The 17,831-nt window shown below is 39.6% G+C and carries 13 protein-coding genes; 6 read left to right on the forward strand and 7 right to left on the reverse strand.

The window, feature by feature from the left end; translation table 11 throughout:
- Window positions 1–42 precede the first annotated feature (42 nt).
- On the reverse strand, window positions 43–414 hold the full coding sequence (locus tag BA1DRAFT_RS09015; protein ID WP_036778117.1) for a diacylglycerol kinase: 372 nt from the start codon (window positions 412–414) through the stop codon (window positions 43–45).
- Between the two features lie 129 nt (window positions 415–543).
- On the opposite strand from BA1DRAFT_RS09015, the gene plsB reads away from it, so the two are divergent.
- Entirely contained in the window at window positions 544–3,000 is a 2,457-nt protein-coding gene (gene plsB, locus BA1DRAFT_RS09020) for a glycerol-3-phosphate 1-O-acyltransferase PlsB (RefSeq protein ID WP_036778119.1), read from the forward strand.
- A 49-nt stretch (window positions 3,001–3,049) separates the two neighbouring features.
- Here the strand turns inward: plsB and ubiA are convergent, their stop codons facing one another.
- From ubiA to pgi, 3 genes are all read right to left on the reverse strand, one after another.
- The gene (ubiA, locus tag BA1DRAFT_RS09025; RefSeq protein ID WP_036778161.1) at window positions 3,050–3,904 is read right to left on the reverse strand and encodes a 4-hydroxybenzoate octaprenyltransferase; all 855 of its coding nucleotides are present in this window, start codon (window positions 3,902–3,904) and stop codon (window positions 3,050–3,052) included.
- Window positions 3,905–3,931: 27 nt separating this feature from the next.
- Entirely contained in the window at window positions 3,932–4,444 is a 513-nt protein-coding gene (gene ubiC, locus BA1DRAFT_RS09030; protein WP_036778121.1) for a chorismate lyase, read from the reverse strand.
- Between the two features lie 188 nt (window positions 4,445–4,632).
- A complete protein-coding gene (gene pgi, locus BA1DRAFT_RS09035; RefSeq protein ID WP_036778123.1) occupies window positions 4,633–6,279 on the reverse strand; it encodes a glucose-6-phosphate isomerase in 1,647 nt (548 codons plus the stop codon).
- Between the two features lie 423 nt (window positions 6,280–6,702).
- Between pgi and lysC the strand changes: the two genes are divergently transcribed.
- The 5 genes from lysC to BA1DRAFT_RS09060 all read left to right on the forward strand — a co-directional run bounded on the left by lysC (window position 6,703) and on the right by BA1DRAFT_RS09060 (window position 12,936).
- On the forward strand, window positions 6,703–8,082 hold the full coding sequence (gene lysC, locus BA1DRAFT_RS09040) for a lysine-sensitive aspartokinase 3 (protein WP_036778125.1): 1,380 nt from the start codon (window positions 6,703–6,705) through the stop codon (window positions 8,080–8,082).
- A gap of 701 nt (window positions 8,083–8,783) precedes the next feature.
- Window positions 8,784–9,008, forward strand: a complete 225-nt coding sequence (locus BA1DRAFT_RS09045; RefSeq protein ID WP_036778127.1) for a phosphopantetheine-binding protein — start codon at window positions 8,784–8,786, stop codon at window positions 9,006–9,008.
- A complete protein-coding gene (locus BA1DRAFT_RS09050; RefSeq protein ID WP_082303660.1) occupies window positions 9,005–10,207 on the forward strand; it encodes a D-alanyl-lipoteichoic acid biosynthesis protein DltD in 1,203 nt (400 codons plus the stop codon). Before BA1DRAFT_RS09045 ends, BA1DRAFT_RS09050 begins: the two co-directional genes overlap by 4 nt.
- 144 nt (window positions 10,208–10,351) lie before the next feature.
- Window positions 10,352–11,476, forward strand: coding sequence for an MBOAT family O-acyltransferase (locus BA1DRAFT_RS09055; RefSeq protein WP_036778129.1), 1,125 nt, complete (start codon window positions 10,352–10,354; stop codon window positions 11,474–11,476).
- Window positions 11,473–12,936 carry an AMP-binding protein gene (locus BA1DRAFT_RS09060; RefSeq protein WP_036778130.1) on the forward strand — a complete coding sequence of 488 codons (1,464 nt, stop codon included), beginning with the start codon at window positions 11,473–11,475 and terminating at the stop codon, window positions 12,934–12,936. Before BA1DRAFT_RS09055 ends, BA1DRAFT_RS09060 begins: the two co-directional genes overlap by 4 nt.
- 152 nt (window positions 12,937–13,088) lie before the next feature.
- On the opposite strand, the gene BA1DRAFT_RS09065 is transcribed toward BA1DRAFT_RS09060, so the two are convergent.
- From BA1DRAFT_RS09065 to BA1DRAFT_RS09075, 3 genes are all read right to left on the reverse strand, one after another.
- Window positions 13,089–14,126, reverse strand: a complete 1,038-nt coding sequence (locus BA1DRAFT_RS09065) for a DUF2156 domain-containing protein (RefSeq protein WP_036778132.1) — start codon at window positions 14,124–14,126, stop codon at window positions 13,089–13,091.
- Window positions 14,110–16,677, reverse strand: a complete 2,568-nt coding sequence (locus tag BA1DRAFT_RS09070) for an aminotransferase class III-fold pyridoxal phosphate-dependent enzyme (protein ID WP_036778133.1) — start codon at window positions 16,675–16,677, stop codon at window positions 14,110–14,112. Before BA1DRAFT_RS09070 ends, BA1DRAFT_RS09065 begins: the two co-directional genes overlap by 17 nt.
- Before the next feature lie 90 nt (window positions 16,678–16,767).
- On the reverse strand, window positions 16,768–17,814 hold the full coding sequence (locus BA1DRAFT_RS09075; RefSeq protein ID WP_036778135.1) for an acyl-CoA dehydrogenase middle domain-containing protein: 1,047 nt from the start codon (window positions 17,812–17,814) through the stop codon (window positions 16,768–16,770).
- Window positions 17,815–17,831 lie beyond the last annotated feature (17 nt).

Here is a 17,831-nt window from a genome sequence, read left to right on the forward strand (position 1 = left end):
AAATTAGCCAATTATAATATAATACCTAACTATTAAACTAAATCATGCCATAAAATAGCGCCAAAGGATGGTCCCCCAGACAATTAACGACAGAATCATTGTTAGAAAGACAGCCGCCGATCCCATATCTTTCGCGCGACCGGACAGTTCATGGAACTCACTGCCAATACGATCAACCACGGCTTCAATAGCACTATTCAGAGTTTCCATAATCAACACCAGCATCACTGAACCAATCAGTAAAATGCGTTCAATTGCGCCGATATCCAGATAAAATGCAACCATCATAGCCAATATCGCTAAAACTATTTCCTGACGGAAAGCCGCCTCATTTTTCCATGTTGCCCGAATGCCCTTCACCGAATATACGATCGCTTTAATGATACGGGTCAAGCCCTTGGATTGATTCGCCATAAATTATTCACACCAAATGTAAGGTTATTTGACACTTTCCCCTTTTATTATTGTCTTAACACAACAGATCTCAACATCTGTTTCTGGTATGCTGGCAACGTGTTGCTAACAAGAGGCTTCAAGATATTTATGTCAAGTTGGCGTAAAATATATTATAAATTATTGAATTTACCACTAAAAATACTGGTAAAGAGCAAACTTATCCCCACAGATCCTATTACCGAATTGCGGCTTGATACGACACGCCCGATTCTGTACGTGCTGCCGTATCATTCCAAAGCAGACTTACTGGCATTACGTCAGCAATGTCTTGAACAGGATCTGCCGGACCCATTAAATTCACTGGAGATTGGTGACACTGAACTTCCTAGCTATGTATTTATCGATAATGGCCCACGTGTATTCCGCTATTGTGCGCCAAAGCAGGAATCCGTGAAAATTTTCCATGATTACCTAGATCTTCATCGCAATAATCCAAATCTGGATATCCAACTGCTGCCAGTTTCTGTCATGTTCGGCCGTTCCCCGGGACGCGAAGGGCAGAGCGCTCCACATTTGCGGCTACTCAATGGTATCCAAAAATTCTTTGCCATTCTCTGGCTAGGCCGAGATAGTTTTGTGCGCTTTTCAAACACAGTATCGCTACGCTATATGGCAACTGAGCATGGCACTGACAAGACGATTGCCCATAAGCTGGCTCGCGTGGCACGAATGCACTATTCACGTCAACGCCTGGCAGCCGTTGGGCCACGCCTGCCGGTTCGTCAAGAGTTGTTTAACAAGTTACTGGCATCGAAAGCAATAGAAAAGGCGGTCTCCGATGAGGCCCGCAGCAAGAAAATCTCACATGAGAAAGCCCGACAAAATGCCATTAATATGATGGAAGAGATTGCGGCGGATTTCTCTTATGAAACGGTACGGCTGTCAGGCCGCGTACTGGGTTGGACCTGGAATCGCCTGTATCAAGGGATCAATGTTCACAATGCTGAACGCATCCGCCGTCTGGCACAGGATGGCCACGAACTGGTTTATGCGCCCTGCCACCGTAGCCACATGGATTATTTGCTGCTCTCCTATGTGCTCTATCATCAAGGCTTGGTGCCGCCCCACATCGCCGCTGGCATCAACCTGAATTTTTGGCCGGCAGGGCCAATATTCCGCCGCCTTGGCGCATTTTTCATCCGCCGCACGTTTAAGGGTAATAAACTCTACGCCACGATATTCCGGGAATATCTAGGTGAGTTATTTGCCCGAGGTTATTCTGTTGAATACTTTATGGAAGGCGGTCGCTCCAGGACTGGTCGTTTACTCGATCCCAAAACGGGTACGCTGTCCATGACGTTACAGGCGCTGTTGAGAGGCGAATCACGCCCAATTACCATTATTCCGATCTATATCGGCTACGAACATGTGATGGAAGTTTCCACCTATGCCAAAGAGCTGCGTGGCGCAACCAAAGAGAAAGAGGGCTTTTTCCAGATGATACGCGGTTTGCGCAAACTTCGTAATCTGGGGCAAGGCTACGTCAACTTTGGCGAACCCATCCCGTTGATCCAATACCTTAACAACCATGTTCCTAGCTGGCGCGATTCTATTGATCCAATAGAATTCCATCGTCCCGAATGGTTCAATCCGACAGTCAGTCAACTGTCTGAAAAGATTATGGTAAGCATTAACAACACTGCAGCGGCTAACGCGATCAACTTATGTTCAACTGCCCTGCTTTCGTCACGTCAGCGAGCGCTAACTCGTGAGCAACTGCTTGAGCAACTGGATTGTTATATACAGCTCATGAGCAATGCGCCCTACGCTGCCGATGTCACTGTACCAAAGAAAACCGCAGAGGAGTTGTTAGAACACGCTCTGCAAATGGATAAGTTCGAGGTAGACAAAGACAGTATGGGCGACATTATCATTCTGCCGCGTGATCGGGCAGTTTTGATGACCTACTACCGCAACAATATTCAACATCTCTTAGTACTGCCATCGCTGATTGCCTGCATCGTGATTCATCATCGCCGCATCAGCCGCGAAGCGTTGTTAAACCAGGTCGCGATCATTTATCCACTCCTTAAAGCCGAACTGTTTATGCGTTATAGCAAAGCAGAGTTGCCAGAAGTGGTTAATACGCTGATCAACGAACTGACCCGCCAGTGCCTTATCTGCAACAAGGAGCATGGCATGCTGGTGCTTAATCCAGCACGTATCCGCCCCCTGCAATTACTGGCAGCCGGTGTCCGTGAAACACTGCAACGTTATGCCATCACCCTCTCTTTACTGAACGCCAACCCAATAATCAGCCGGGGAGCGCTGGAAAAAGAGAGTCGAATGTTAGCGCAACGTCTGTCGGTATTGCATGGCATCAACGCACCTGAATTCTTTGATAAGGCGGTATTTACTACGTCAGTAAATACACTACGTGAAGAAGGTTATATCAGTGACAGTGGCAATGCGATTACAGCAAATACCCACGATCTGTATCAGGTATTGGGTGAACTGATGTCACCTGAGATTCGTCTTACGATCGAGAGTGTTAGTTTGCCGCCAGAGCATAACGATACCGAAGAGAGTGCCAAGGAAGGATAATCTTCTTAAATACTGGTGATAATGGTTATTCACATTATCACCAGATATTTCAGACATAGCTGAAAAAAATGCCAAGGAATAACACCAAACCTACATAGTTATTATTGAGGAATGCCTGGAAACACAGTGTTCTTTCCCGGTCGGCGATCAGTTTCTGCTGATAAATAAATAGCGTACCCGCAAGCAACAGTGACCAATAATAGATACCGCCCAGATTCATCATATAACCCACCAGCGCCAGCACCAGTAACATAGTCAATTGCAATAACCCTATAATCAATTTATCGAAACGACCAAACAGGATAGCTGTGGACTTAACACCAATTTTTAAATCATCGTTTCGATCGACCATCGCATATTGTGTATCATAAATAACCGACCAGAAGATATTAACCAGGAATAATAACCAACACTCTAGTGGTAAAGACTCACTAACCGCAGCAAATCCCATAGGAATAGCCCAACCGTAAGCTGCCCCTAGCACAAACTGAGGAAGATGACTAAACCGTTTAACAAAGGGGTAAAACCAAGCCAGAACCAACCCAACAACTGACAACCCGATCGCCATTTTATTCAAGGTCAGCACCAGCCCAAAAGAGATCAGCGCCAGCACGACAAACAGGATCTTACTCTCTTTCTCGCTGATGGACCCACTCGGCAGGGGACGTGCTTTTGTGCGTTCAACATAACCATCAAACTTTCTGTCAGCAAAATCATTGATTACACATCCCGCTGCACGCATCAGAAACACACCGGCAGTAAAGACCAATAATATGTGCATATCCGGAATCCCTTTCCCGGCCATCCACAAGGCCCAGAAAGTCGGCCACAACAACAATAATGCACCTATAGGCTTATCAATACGCATTAAACGGCAATAGGCCAGCCATTTACTTTGCGCCATACTTCCCGCCACTTCGGTTTCCCCCTTTTAAATTTTACCTTTATATACAGGTGATTCAGGTAAAAAGACTTCGGTTAATAATAATGGCTTGCCTGATAACCTTAGCAATGATCGTCTTGCCCAACGGTTTACCTGCTGCCCCACATGAATATAGTCCCGCGTCAATTTATTACCACTAAAAAGATACCGTCCCAGCGGGACTGTTCCTAAATCAACCAAACTTTCATCAGGGCCTGTTAATGTTGCTTCTGGGATTAACGTCCGCCCCAATAGCCAGGGGATATTATCGCCACACAGCACGATCTCACGCAGCCAATATCTTTGACTCGTTGGCAAACACTCACTTTCATCAGAAAGTTGTTCGGCGGTAATAAAACATTCTCTGAATGGTATGATACACACACGATTACAATATTGCTCAAAACGGCGAGTCATTGAGCCCAATTCCATCAACCAATCTAAAATCTCATCAGACAAAATGGGCGAGTCCACCGAAAGCCACTGAATAGGCTCCGTTGTTAATATTGAGTCAGTTAACATACGATTTTCCATTAGGACAAATTTCTTTTATCCGACAGTACAATTGATAACCGTAGAGAATACCACGTTGTAGGTATACAGAATAAAAAGTTATAACGGATTCTATAAATATTGTTGAGTAAAAATAAGCGAATTATGATGAACATAATTCGCTTATATCGATTAAATTCCTGACTCAGAATAAGTGACTAACGCCATGCTTTAAAACGATTAATCAACCCATTTGTCGAACTATCGTGGCTGATAACCTCTTCACTATCCTCAAGCTCCGGCAAAATACGGTTAGCCAATTGCTTACCCAATTCAACCCCCCACTGGTCAAAAGTAAAGATGTTGAGAATCGCCCCTTGTACAAATATCTTATGTTCATACATGGCAATCAACGCCCCCAAACTAAATGGGGTAATTTCACGTAACAGAATAGAATTAGTCGGGCGATTTCCTTCAAACACTTTAGATGGCGCAACATGTTCAACTTCAACCGCACTTTTACCGCTAGCAACAAATTCAACATCCACCTGCTCACGAGATTTACCAAAGGCTAATGCTTCCGTCTGAGCAAAGAAGTTAGATAACAATTTGCTGTGATGGTCGCTCAATGGGTTATGGCTGATGGCTGGCGCAATAAAATCGCAGGGGATCAGTTTAGTTCCCTGATGAATAAGCTGATAGAACGCGTGCTGACCATTTGTTCCAGGCTCTCCCCAGATGATTGGGCCGGTTTGGTAATCCACCGGATGACCATTACGATCGATATATTTACCATTGGATTCCATATTGCCTTGCTGGAAATAAGCCGCAAAACGATGCATATATTGATCGTATGGCAGAATCGCTTCAGTTTCCGAGCCAAAGAAATTGTTGTACCAAATACCAATTAACGCCAGCAATACAGGAATATTCCGCTCAAATGGGGTATTGGCAAAGTGCTGATCCATTGCATGCGCCCCACTAAGCAATTGTTCAAAATTTTCAAACCCGACAGAAAGTGCAATAGACAAACCAATCGCTGACCACAATGAATAACGGCCGCCAACCCAATCCCAAAACTCAAACATATTTTTGGTATCAATACCAAATCGCTTAACTTCCGGCTCATTTGTAGAAAGCGCCGCAAAATGCTTTGCAATATGCCCTTCATCACTCGCACTTTTTAGGAACCAGTCACGGGCAGAGTGAGCATTGGTCATCGTTTCCTGAGTAGTGAACGTCTTGGAAGCAATGAGAAACAATGTCGTTTCCGGGTCAAGCGCTTTCAAAGTCTCCGCTATATGGGTTCCATCAACATTAGAAACAAAATGCATATTCAAGTGATTCTTATAAGGTTTCAGCGCTTCCGTCACCATATAAGGGCCAAGATCTGAACCACCGATACCAATATTCACCACATCAGTAATCACCTTACCGGTATAACCTTTCCACTCGCCATTAATCACACGCTCACTGAAATCTTTCATTTTTGCCAACACCGCGTTGACCTGCCGCGTAACATCATCTCCATCAACCACAATCGGGGTGTTGCTGCGATTACGTAGTGCAATATGCAGTACAGCGCGATCTTCAGTACGATTAATTTTCTCACCAGAAAACATACTGCGAATAGCCTCGGCAACATCCGTCTCTTTAGCAAGCGCCTGTAACTTTTCTAATGTCTCCGTTGTGATGCGATTTTTTGAAAAATCCACCAGGATCTGGTCATCGAATGTCGCTGAGAACTTAGCAAAACGATTTGGGTCCTGTTCAAACAATTCACGTATGTGAATATCCTTTATCTGCGCAAAATGCTGTTCTAACGCTTTCCAAGCTGAGGTTTGACTAGGATTGATATTTTTCATAGCTATGCTCTCTATCAACTGGCTGTAATTAATTGGGAGTAAAGAAAGATTGTAACCTGTAATTCTATGATTCGAGCCTCTTTTCCTTTAATCGCTGATATTGGTCAAAACGATTAAGTTTTTCTAGTTCTATTTACTGAGGTGTATACCTTATAGATTTCAAGATGCATCGCGACGGCAAAGGAGCGAATCCCCGGGAGCATAGCAAACTATGTGACCGGGGTGAGTGAGTGCAGCCAACAAAGAGGCAACTTGAAAGATGACGGGTATATAAAAAATAATTGCCTCTCTCGACTATCCTCAATTTATTTTATGATTCTTATCGCGTCATGAAAGATATTGATGTCACTCTTCACCCCGTTGACTCAAACCCGTTAACCCGATATTTCTAAAAGACTATCCAGTTAACAGAAGGTTATCGCAATGAGTGCTGTTTCATCCCAATGCCCTGAAATTGGCGGGCATATAGTCGCAAAATTTGGTGGTACCAGCGTGGCAAATTTCGATGCCATGAATAACAGTGCAGATATCGTACTGGCAAATAAAGCAGTACGTGTGGTTGTGCTGTCTGCTTCCGCCGGTATAACCAACTTATTAGTTGCATTAGCGGCAGGCTGCGATGCAGATAAGCGGGTTGACTATTTGAAACAGATCCACGCCATTCAATACGCAATTATTGATCGCTTGCATGAATCCGATACTATTCGTCAAGAGATTAATCGTCTACTGGAAAGTATTAAAACCCTTGCTAAGGCCGCATCTCTGGCAACCTCTGCGGCTCTGACAGATGAATTAGTCAGCCACGGTGAACTGATGTCCACACGATTATTTACCGAATTGCTTCGCCAGCGTGGTAAAGATGTCGAATGGTTTGATATACGCAAGGTAATGTATACCAATGATTATTTTGGCCGTGCAGAACCAAACCATGAACAACTTCAATCGTTGGCAACAGAACATCTCTTACCACAACTGAAAAATACCCTGGTTGTCACCCAAGGCTTTATTGGTCGTGAAGAGAACGGTCGTACCACTACACTGGGGCGCGGTGGCAGCGATTATACTGCGGCGCTCTTGGGAGAAGCCCTTGGCCTGAAACGCGTTGATATCTGGACAGATGTTCCGGGCATTTACACCACTGACCCGCGAGTCGTTCCAACCGCCCAACGAATTGATCAGATTGCCTTTGATGAAGCGGCGGAAATGGCAACATTTGGCGCCAAAATTCTACATCCGGCAACGCTGTTTCCTGCTATTCGCTGTGGCATTCCAGTATTTGTCGGCTCTAGTAAAAACCCACAGGCTGGCGGTACGCTGGTCTGTGATACCACAGAAGCCCCCCCACAGTTCCGCGCTATTACCCTGCGCCAGAAACAGACGTTACTGACATTACACAGCCTGAAAATGCTGCACGCACAAGGATTTTTGGCCGAAATATTTACTATTCTGTCACGTCATAATATCTCGGTGGATTTGATCACCACCTCGGAAGTCAATGTGGCATTAACACTCGACACCACTGGCTCCACCAGCACGAATGGCAGCCTGCTGACCAATGCGCTTATGACGGAGCTTTCGACACTGTGTCGGGTTGAAGTGGAAGAAGATCTAGCGCTGGTGGCAATTATTGGTAATCAGCTTTCCCAAACCAACGGATTAGGAAAAAAGGTTTTTAGTGTGCTGGAAAGATTCAATCTCCGCATGATCAGTCATGGCGCCAGTAACCATAACCTGTGCTTGCTTGTTCAAGGCAAAGATGCAGAACAAATTGTTCAAACCCTTCATCAGCGTTTGTTTGAATAAGTATAGTTTTTCAGGTAGTTAATATCCCATTCAGTCTTCTGGCTGAGCGGGATATTACAATAAATCCATCATTTTACTCCCTAATCATTTACTGTGTAGGGATCTCAGTACTGACTCTCATGTTAAAAGAGCAATAAACATCTTCTCAAGTGAATAGAAATAGCCTATCTCTAAAATAAAAAATGGCTGCTATAGCAAGGCTAAACAGATCTCCATAATAGTAGTACCCTCTCTTTCTTCATTCCCTTTAGTGCGGAAATGCAGATTCACCGGAAGGATCATGAAAATTCCTTTTAATTTTACTATTTATTTTTAAATAGCTTTCTGTTGAAAATCCCAGTGTGAATTAGTCGGCATTTTTATTTACACATTTAATTATATTGAGGGATAGTAAATCATAGGGTATTTTAAAAAGAACATTATTTTCTCATTTATTAGTAAATTGTACGCAGAACAATCATATTATCTTGATAAAAAAAGGACTATCAATTAGTATGCATCACGATTAAAACTGAGATATTGATATCCCATACTGTTTAATAACATATGTAAAATCAATCAAACGAACTGAAGGAATAACAGTTATATTAGCAAGCAAATATACTTTAGCTTGTGCGGTAGCTATTATTTTTTCTAGCCATCAAGCAGTACTTATTATAAATAAATCATACAAATACAATCTTGGTATAAAAGGATAATATATGGAACTTGAACAGCAAATATTATCGATAGTCAACAAAATTGCCAGAAAAAATGTTGAATTAGATGATGAGCTTTTGAAGCAAAATTTAATAGATTCAATTACTACAGTCGATCTCATCCTGGAATTACAAGAGGAATTCGATTGCTACATATCAGCAACTGATGCTGAATCTATTCTCGAAACCCCTAAGTCAATTATCCACTATTTAAACAGCTTGAAATGATGTTAAAAAAGATATCTATTAATATCGCAGCGTTATTATTCGCAGCAATTATTTTTTCATCCATTATAGTATTTATTAATAGTTTCCATGCGAAAATAGTAGAATACAAATATATTGAAGACGATAATAAATCGATCAACTATATACCTACTATTACAGATCAACACAATGCCATTGACTTCCCAAAAGAAAAATCATTTGAATACGGTTTTAAAAATAATCATGTCATTTTATTTGGATCTTCCGAATTAACCAGCAGAGCACATAAATTCATTCCATATAATTTTTTAACAAAAAATTTAAATATTCCGACAATAGGTGTTGGTAAAGCGCATTTTGAGTTATTAGCAATTTATGGTTATTTATCAGCTTATCAAGAATATTTAAATAAAGATAGCAGAATAGTCATTATCCTATCGCCGGGATGGTTTGAAAAAACAGATCTGCTGCCACAAGCATACAATTCTCATTTCCCATCCTATATCGCCAATAAACTCGCAAATGATGAGAATGCAAAAAATATATTTTCCAACTATCTCAATAAAAACAAAAATGACTTTAAAAATTTAAACTCCACCCAATTAAAATTAATTTATAAAGACAATATAATAGTATCATCAGTTACAAATTCTTTAAATTACATAGCAGACGCAAGAGTAAACATCCAAAACATAATAAACGACAATCATAAAATTAAAGTTGAAAATATTTATGTATCTCATGAATATCCTTTAATGAAAAAACAATTTGAAATCGCTAATACCGAAGTTCAATGGCTAAATCTAGCTAATGATGCTAAAAATATTGAACTTAACAATATGAGCAAAGAGACGCAATGGGTAAATAAAAAATACTATGAAAAGTATGTAAAGGATAAAAAAAGTAAAAAAGCATTCCCTAACGGAATCAATTACAGCAAAGAAATACATGCCCTTGACAACTTATTAAATTTATTGGCGAAATATAATGTCGATGCTCTATTTATTATGCAGCCATTAAACCCTTATGTATACACAGATACAAATAACTTTAATCCCGTTGAAAATATTATATCAGAGAAAGTAAAATCTCATAGCATGGGATATTTAAATCTTATTGAAGAACAATATCAACCAGGAGTATTAACTGATATTATGCATATGGGGGAATATGGTTGGTTATTAACTGATAAAGCTATTGTGGAGCATTTTGCTAAATGAAATATTTTATAAAGGCTTTTTTATTATATTTTTTTCTAATGCTTACCTTATTTTATCATTCTGATTCTATCGTCAATGGTAGCAGTGAAGTTAAAGTAAAATATGAATATCAGCAATTTTAGAATAGAAAAGGCATAAAAAGACATGTTTGCAAATTTTAACTTTTTCATTTATCTATTTTCAGCCTCAATTGTTTTTTCTTTATTCTTTCTATTTTTTAATAAAAAAATAAATTCTAAAATTGCATTAAGTATATTTTCTATTATCTGCTGGTGTATTATTTTTAGATATAAAATTTATATACCTATAGCATTATCTATTTATTTCTATTTAATAACTTTAATTTTCAAAAAGAATATAATTAATAAATTAGTATCTTCTCTGCTAATAATTTCACCTTTATTTTTAGTAAAATTAAATTTAGAATTTAGTCATCTACTTAGCGTTATCGGTTTATCCTTTTTTACATTCAGGGCTATAGATGTCATTTTATTCTCTAGTAAGAAACAGAAAATAGTAATTTATGAATATTTTTCCTATTTATTCTTACCATTAGTTTGGCTGGCTGGCCCTATGTATCGATGGAACAGCTTCAAACGTGATTTATTTGAATTACAAGCGCCAGTCTCTTTAGAAAAATGGTTTGCCGGTGCTGGACAAATATTATATGGCGTAGTTCAGAAATTTTTATTCGCAGCCCTTATCTATAATGTATTTTTATCTGACTATATCAATAAAGACACTATTGAATCATACTTAGTAGTTGCTATAAGTTATAGCTTTTACTTATATTTTGATTTTGCAGGTTATACCAATATGGCTTGTGGCGCAGGCAAGCTATTTGGCATAAACTTACCTATTAATTTCCATTATCCAATTTTAGCCAAAAACCCACAGGACTTTTGGCGTAGATTTCATATTAGTTTATCTGAATGGTTAAGAGACGTCATATTTATGCCATTATATAAGATGCTAATGGAGAAAGAATTTTTCAAAAATCATAGACTTTTTGCCCAGAATATCAGTATCTTTATCACATTATTTTGTATGGGTATTTGGAATGGACTAGAACTTAATTACATTATAAGTGGTGCTTTATTTGGTTCTTACTCAGTAATGCATAACTGTTTAATTAATTACACCAGAGATAAAGGAAATATCACTAATATCCTAAATACAAAGATCATATCTTTCTTTGGCAGACTGACAACGTTAACTTTAATTTGTTTTTCTTTATATATTTTTAGTGGATACAGTTTTATAAAATGAAATATCTCAACGAATATAGCGAATCAAACTTTGATTTATTCATTAACGATAGAATTATAGCGCCTTCTCATCCAGACACCCCCGTCATCGTGGGTTCAGATCAAGTCATTTATTGGCGTGATTTATATGATGAAATTAAAAAGTGGCATTCTAAATATTTAGAATTAAACTTACACCGCAACACGCCTTTGATCTTATACGGACACAAAGAAGCTAATTTTTTAGTTTCAATTTATGCATGTATAACCTATAAGATCCCATTTATTCCAATCGATATAATTTATCCAATACAACGCTTGTTAGAAATTGCATCACTATCCAACACGCCTTATTACTACGATGTAATTAACAATCAATTCAAAACGACAAACGTTGATTATATTGAGTTTGATGAAGATAATGTTGCCTATATCATGTTCACATCCGGTAGCACAGGAAAACCTAAAGGAGTAGTCATTGGACGTGAAAGCGTTTATGATCTTATGCGATGGATGTACAATGATTTCAAACTTGGTGAAAAACCTGTTTTCATGAATCAAGCGCTATTTAATTTTGATTTATCCATGTATGAAACATTTGGCACATTGGTATACGGTGGCACATGTATTTGCATTTCTCAAGAAACAACAGTTGATTCTGAAAAATTCTATCAAGTTTTAAATCATTATCAACCGACAGTATGGGTTTCCACACCCTCTTTTTCCTATAAGCAGTTGCTATCGCAAAATTTTAATTATTCCTTTTTAAAAAATCTAAAACATTTTCTATTTTGTGGTGAAATCCTAAGTAAAAGTCTCGTTAAGCATTTAAGGAAAAGATTTCCATTTGCAATTATCTATAATACTTACGGTCCCACAGAAGCTACCGTGGCAACAACGTTAATTGAAATTAGCGATCAACATCTCCATTCTGATATGGAATTATTGCCAATTGGAAAGTCAAGATCAGGTTCTACTCTAACATTAGAAAATGACGAAATTGTCATCTCTGGCGCTCATGTTATGAGAAAATATATTGGCGCCAAAGTGGAAGACAATAATAGATTGACAATTAATCAACATGGAATGAGAAGTTTTCGAACTGGAGATATCGGCAAATTAATTGACAATATCTGGTATTGCTTTGGCAGGAAAGATAACCAAATAAAACTAAATGGATATCGTATTGAGCTACATGAAATTGAAGAAAGGCTGATGAATCTTCCTATCGTTGATAGCGCTGTTGTTTTGCCATTAAAAAAAGAAGATGGTTCTATTGTTCGCTTGGTTGCTTTCTGTAAATTCAAAACCATTATTGATAAGGAAAATTTAGTTAACCTTCTTAAAAAGAATTTACCTTCCTATATGATACCCAGTGAATTTATCAATATTGATAATTTTCCAGTCACCAATAACAGTAAAATTGATACAAAATCTTTACTGTCAAGATATAACAATAATGAATGTGAAATTATAAAATAATTAACATAAAGCCGAAAATAAAAAGAAAAACAATTTCAAATATAGACGCTCAGTAAAATAGATTTACCATAGAAAATATATCAATATGACAGGTGATCAGCCAAATATTTTTAGCCCCGACTGATCACCTGTTACCTAACATTAAGAAAAGGCTAAATACTATTAGTCGTTCGCAATGTTGACCATAATGCTTTCATAGCTTTTCCTCTGGGGAAAGCAATATATTCCGGTTCAATTAACGACGGCCGCCAGCTCATTTTATATTGACGTTGCGAAGCAGCTGGATAAACAATGCCGCCTTTTGATGACAACCATTTGGCAATTTTATAAAAGATCGCCGAGTCATTAATGTATCCCTCCTCGCCGAACTCCACCAAAGGGGTGAAGCCCAAATGTAGGTAGGAAACTACCCCCTCTTTCAGGAAGTCATTAATCGCAGTTTCATTAATAAATTGCATCGTGCCGTCGGGTATACCCGGTTTTTTTCGAGATAGGTTATGAAACCATCCCGATGTCTCCCCCCAAGTGTAACTATAAACAATATATGCCTGAATTTGTTCTCCCTGTGTTGCAATATAAACTCTGTGCTCGCCTGAATTCACTTCTACGGTGTTAAAATCAATCACCAATTTTTTCAGGACCTTCGCATGTTTTTCTTTCAACCAAAGCTGATTAATATGTTCTAGTTGTGGTTTAAATCGATAATATTCCTCTTGCGAGCAGATCTCTCGAACGGAAATCCCCGCTCTTCTGGATTTACTGATTTTATTTCTAAGCTGCTGAAACCGTTTGCCTTGCATATTATATCCATCAAGACTCAATGAATAACTCGCGCCAAGCTGGTTCACAGAAAAACCATTATTTTTCAACAATACAAAATCACTCTCATCACCGTGCAGAAAAACCGGGAAAGCCCGCTTTTCTCTGGTGAAGTTGAGAAAAGAGTGTAAAAGCGCAGCTCGTTCTTCGACAGGAGCCAAAATACCGCCTACACACATATGCAGATTTTTGTCCTGGAAAAAACCCATAGCCCCCCTTTGATTAGTAAACCAATATGTTTCACTATTGAACAACAGGCTACTCAATGGGTGCTTCGCATAGCAAAGCATTTTTCTGAGATGACTGTTGCCAAGAACATCTTGAGCGTTCCCGGTGGCAATAATCTGAGGAGCATCAAGCAACATGCTCATAACGCTCACCTTGATTATTTCGGGAATACTGGACAGGGATGAACCCATGCTTCCTGGCGATATCCCGAATCGCCAATGCATCATTATAATCAATAGATTTACCGATGCTTTGATGAACACTCACCCCTTCAAGCGCCACAGCGATAGTCTCTGATAAACAGGCGAGATTTACCCCCGCAGGTACATCGATCACGTTGCTATCGCTATAGGTCACTTTCTCAGGCTGATAGACCAACCCCCCTTCGTAAATTTGACGATTGCCGTCCCGAATGAAATCGAAAGGTCTGGCCGCATCAAAAACGATAGCGGAATCTTTCAAGTAATGTGTATTCAAGAAAGGCTTTCCTTCACTCGTTGCCGAGACGATAAAATCAGCCTGATTCAAGGAATGTTCATAACTCTCTATCGCTTCCAAACCAAAGGCACCAACAACTTCAAGAACTTGCTGATGTAATACTTGTGCATCTGTCACCCCCGGATTTTGTTTAAAAAGCCATTTTCTCATCTTATCCATGACTGAATCTGGCTGGATAACATCATGAGTCCTTAATACCGAGGAGAGCAGTGCTTTAGTCAGTTCAGAGAGCAATACGCGTGCTTTATTTGGACGACTAACCAAAATAATCCGGCCAAAGTTATGCGCTAAACCAATGACTGAAAGCCTGCCTACGGAGCCTCTGGCGCCTACTACCGCCAATGTTTGCCGGGATGCATTTTCTGTCAACATTGAGCGTATCCCCTCAATCACCGCCATCGCTGTCAGAGAGTTGCCATTAGTCAATATCCTGCCCTGCCGATTATTCACCAAACTATGACCACCGTTAGTAATAACCGAGGTGTAAGCCCCTAAACCGACAATTTCAGCACCATTTTTCTCTGCCACATCAAGATATTCCTTCATCAATACCGCCCGTTCTTTCGCCGATAATGCCATCATATCTTCGGGACTGATAGGTGAGAAAAGGAGCATACCATTGGCATATGCCGCTGAACTTTCAACACCAAATTCAATAGCGACATCAGGATTAAAATCAATCGAGGAAACCTGCATGATCCAGTCACTGAGCTGTTTCTGCTGCTCCAGCGTGTAATTCTCCTTTATTGACAGGCAATAAGTGTGAGCAAGCTCATTAACTGAAGTAGTATGCATCAAGAAAGCGAATTTCTTACCCTCCACCAATCCAGAGATGGGCGCTTTAATCTGAGCAATATTATTGTTTCTTGAAATTGGATAACTCACCGAAGGTGGCGGGAGATTCGCAACAGGTATGTCTATCAAGTGTGAAAAAAGAATGTCATATCGTCCATTCTGAACCAGTTGACATACCTCATCAAAAGCCGTGAAAAACGTCTTGATATCCTCTTTGGAAACGTTAAGCGGTGGTTCAAAACGTACAGAACAAGGGCGAGACATTAACGGCATGGTGAAAAGGCCATAATATTTCAATAAGAAACTACAAATGATATAAGCCAGACCACCGCTTCTTTGACTGAAATTGATAAAGATATTGGAAGCCGCTTTGCTGTCCTGTATTTCAAGACCACGCATCAACCCAGCCCCTTGCCAGTAAAAATGCTCCGGGTATTTAGCAGACAATTGTTCAAGACATTCATCAACATAGCGGCTGACTTCTTGAATATGGGTTAACGCCTTACCATCATCTTTAGTCAAATGCTCAATAACAGCAATCCCCATCGTCGCTGCCAGAACGTTATTGGCAAAAGTAGAGCTATGTTTCCTGTCAAACTCGGATAAATAAAGCTCATGTGAATACAACATCGCGCCAATCGGCGAGATACCTGCTCCTAACGCCTTGGAAAACAGGATCACATCCGGTTTCAAAGCATAGAGCGTGGCTGCACAGAATGACCCAAGCCTACCGATACCCGTCTGAACTTCATCAAATACCGACAATGTGCCATTCCCTTTACACAGTGCCAAAATATTGGACAAGGTATCTGGTGGAATCACTTTCATTCCGCCTTCTCCTTGCACCGGTTCAATGATAAATGCGGCAAACTCCCGGCTCTCCAGCTTTCTTTTTATTTCATCTAAATCTTCACTATCAACCTGCTCATATAATTTATCATCGTAAATGAAATCGGCTTTAAACCGATGTGATCCTGTAGCGGATAATGCCGAATAGGTTTTACCATGAAAACTGCGATGCAAACTCAGAATACGCTTTCTGCCAGTAAACAGACGGGTAAATTTAATCGCAGCTTCTACTGTTTCAGCGCCACTGTTAGTAAAAGTACAGTGGGTATATTTTTCCTTATCTATTTGCTCTGCAAGCATTTCAGCTAATAGCCGTACCTTTTTGTGAATATTGGGCTGAAAGAAGATAGGTTCTTTATTTTCAGTGAATCTATTAATTTCAGCGATAGCGAAGTCAGGATTATGCCCAAATGGCAGTGCGCCATATTGAGCCAAAAAATCCTTAACAACCTGGCCATCCGATAATGTAAGCCGATTATCTTGAGCAGACTTAATGTCCAATTCAAGGCCCACAGAGCTTAATAAATTCTCACGATATTGATTAACAAACATAGTTTTCTCTCTTTTTTTAGGTGCACAAAGTCATGCTGTAAACAGCACGAAAAAATCCTTGAGTTATAAATAGGTGATTCTAAAAAGTAATTAATCTTGTTGCATGATCTGGTTAATCATTTGGAATTCTCCTATCGGATGAAATTTAAATAACTGTACTGCCAAATAGAAATTCATAATTTCTGGTGTTGTCATTACCTTAATCCCACCACAACATCGGAATATGAAACTGGCAGTTTCCTCAAGGATCTTTTCCAAGGTATAACGTAACGCGAGAATCTTATGGACGGCATTTTCATCCTGGCTAGCATAAAAGGCAATAATCAATATCTGATCGAGAATAACATTAATTTTATAATTAGCTTGAGTCAGGTTATATTTAATAGGCTGCTGTTCTACTACTTTCTCAGGAATAAAGCGAGTAAGCCCATCAAGAATTCCAGAATAAGTATTTGCAGCAAAATAATTAAATAGTGATAAACCGTAGGAAAGCAACAGCTGTTGTTCAATCCCCTTATAATGAGAAAGTCGTTTAGGTGATACTTCGGCATCCAAGAATTTGATTTCTTGATTATCACTTTCAGTCAAAATTCCCAATTTCCAAAAAGGAATAACCTTAAGATTCTGCGCCGATTTAGAAATCAGCACGACTCTCATCTCATTATCATGATCAGTATCGCTGACTGATAACACATAATAGTCGGCAATCGAAGATAGAGAACAAGGCTTCTTCGAACCATTAACAAACAGCGTTCCCCCTTTTGAATGCATTTTAAGTGATGGTGTAAAAATATTCGTTCCAGGTAGTCCCTCAGCAAAAGCAGAAGCAACCAACGCTTTTGATGCCATGACTTCATTCAATAATACGTTGCTGTCTTCGAATATATCAGGAAATTTACTGCAAGCCAGTACAATATGATTATGCATTGTTAAGGCAATCCCAACAGCGGGAAGCCACGTAGAAGCTTCACGGATAGTATTACCCACTTGATGAAGCCCATCCATACTGGATTGAGCCATCAAACGCAGGCATTGTGAGGCGGCCTCAGAACCCAATAACAATCTTTTCAATCTATCTGGTGTCAAATGTTGGTATTTCCCGCTATTCTTCCTGAGTTCTTCAACAATATTTGTCATTTTTAATTCTCCTTTGC

This window comes from Photorhabdus aegyptia (genome assembly GCF_000612035.1).
In the GTDB taxonomy this organism is placed as follows: Bacteria; Pseudomonadota; Gammaproteobacteria; order Enterobacterales; family Enterobacteriaceae; genus Photorhabdus; species Photorhabdus akhurstii.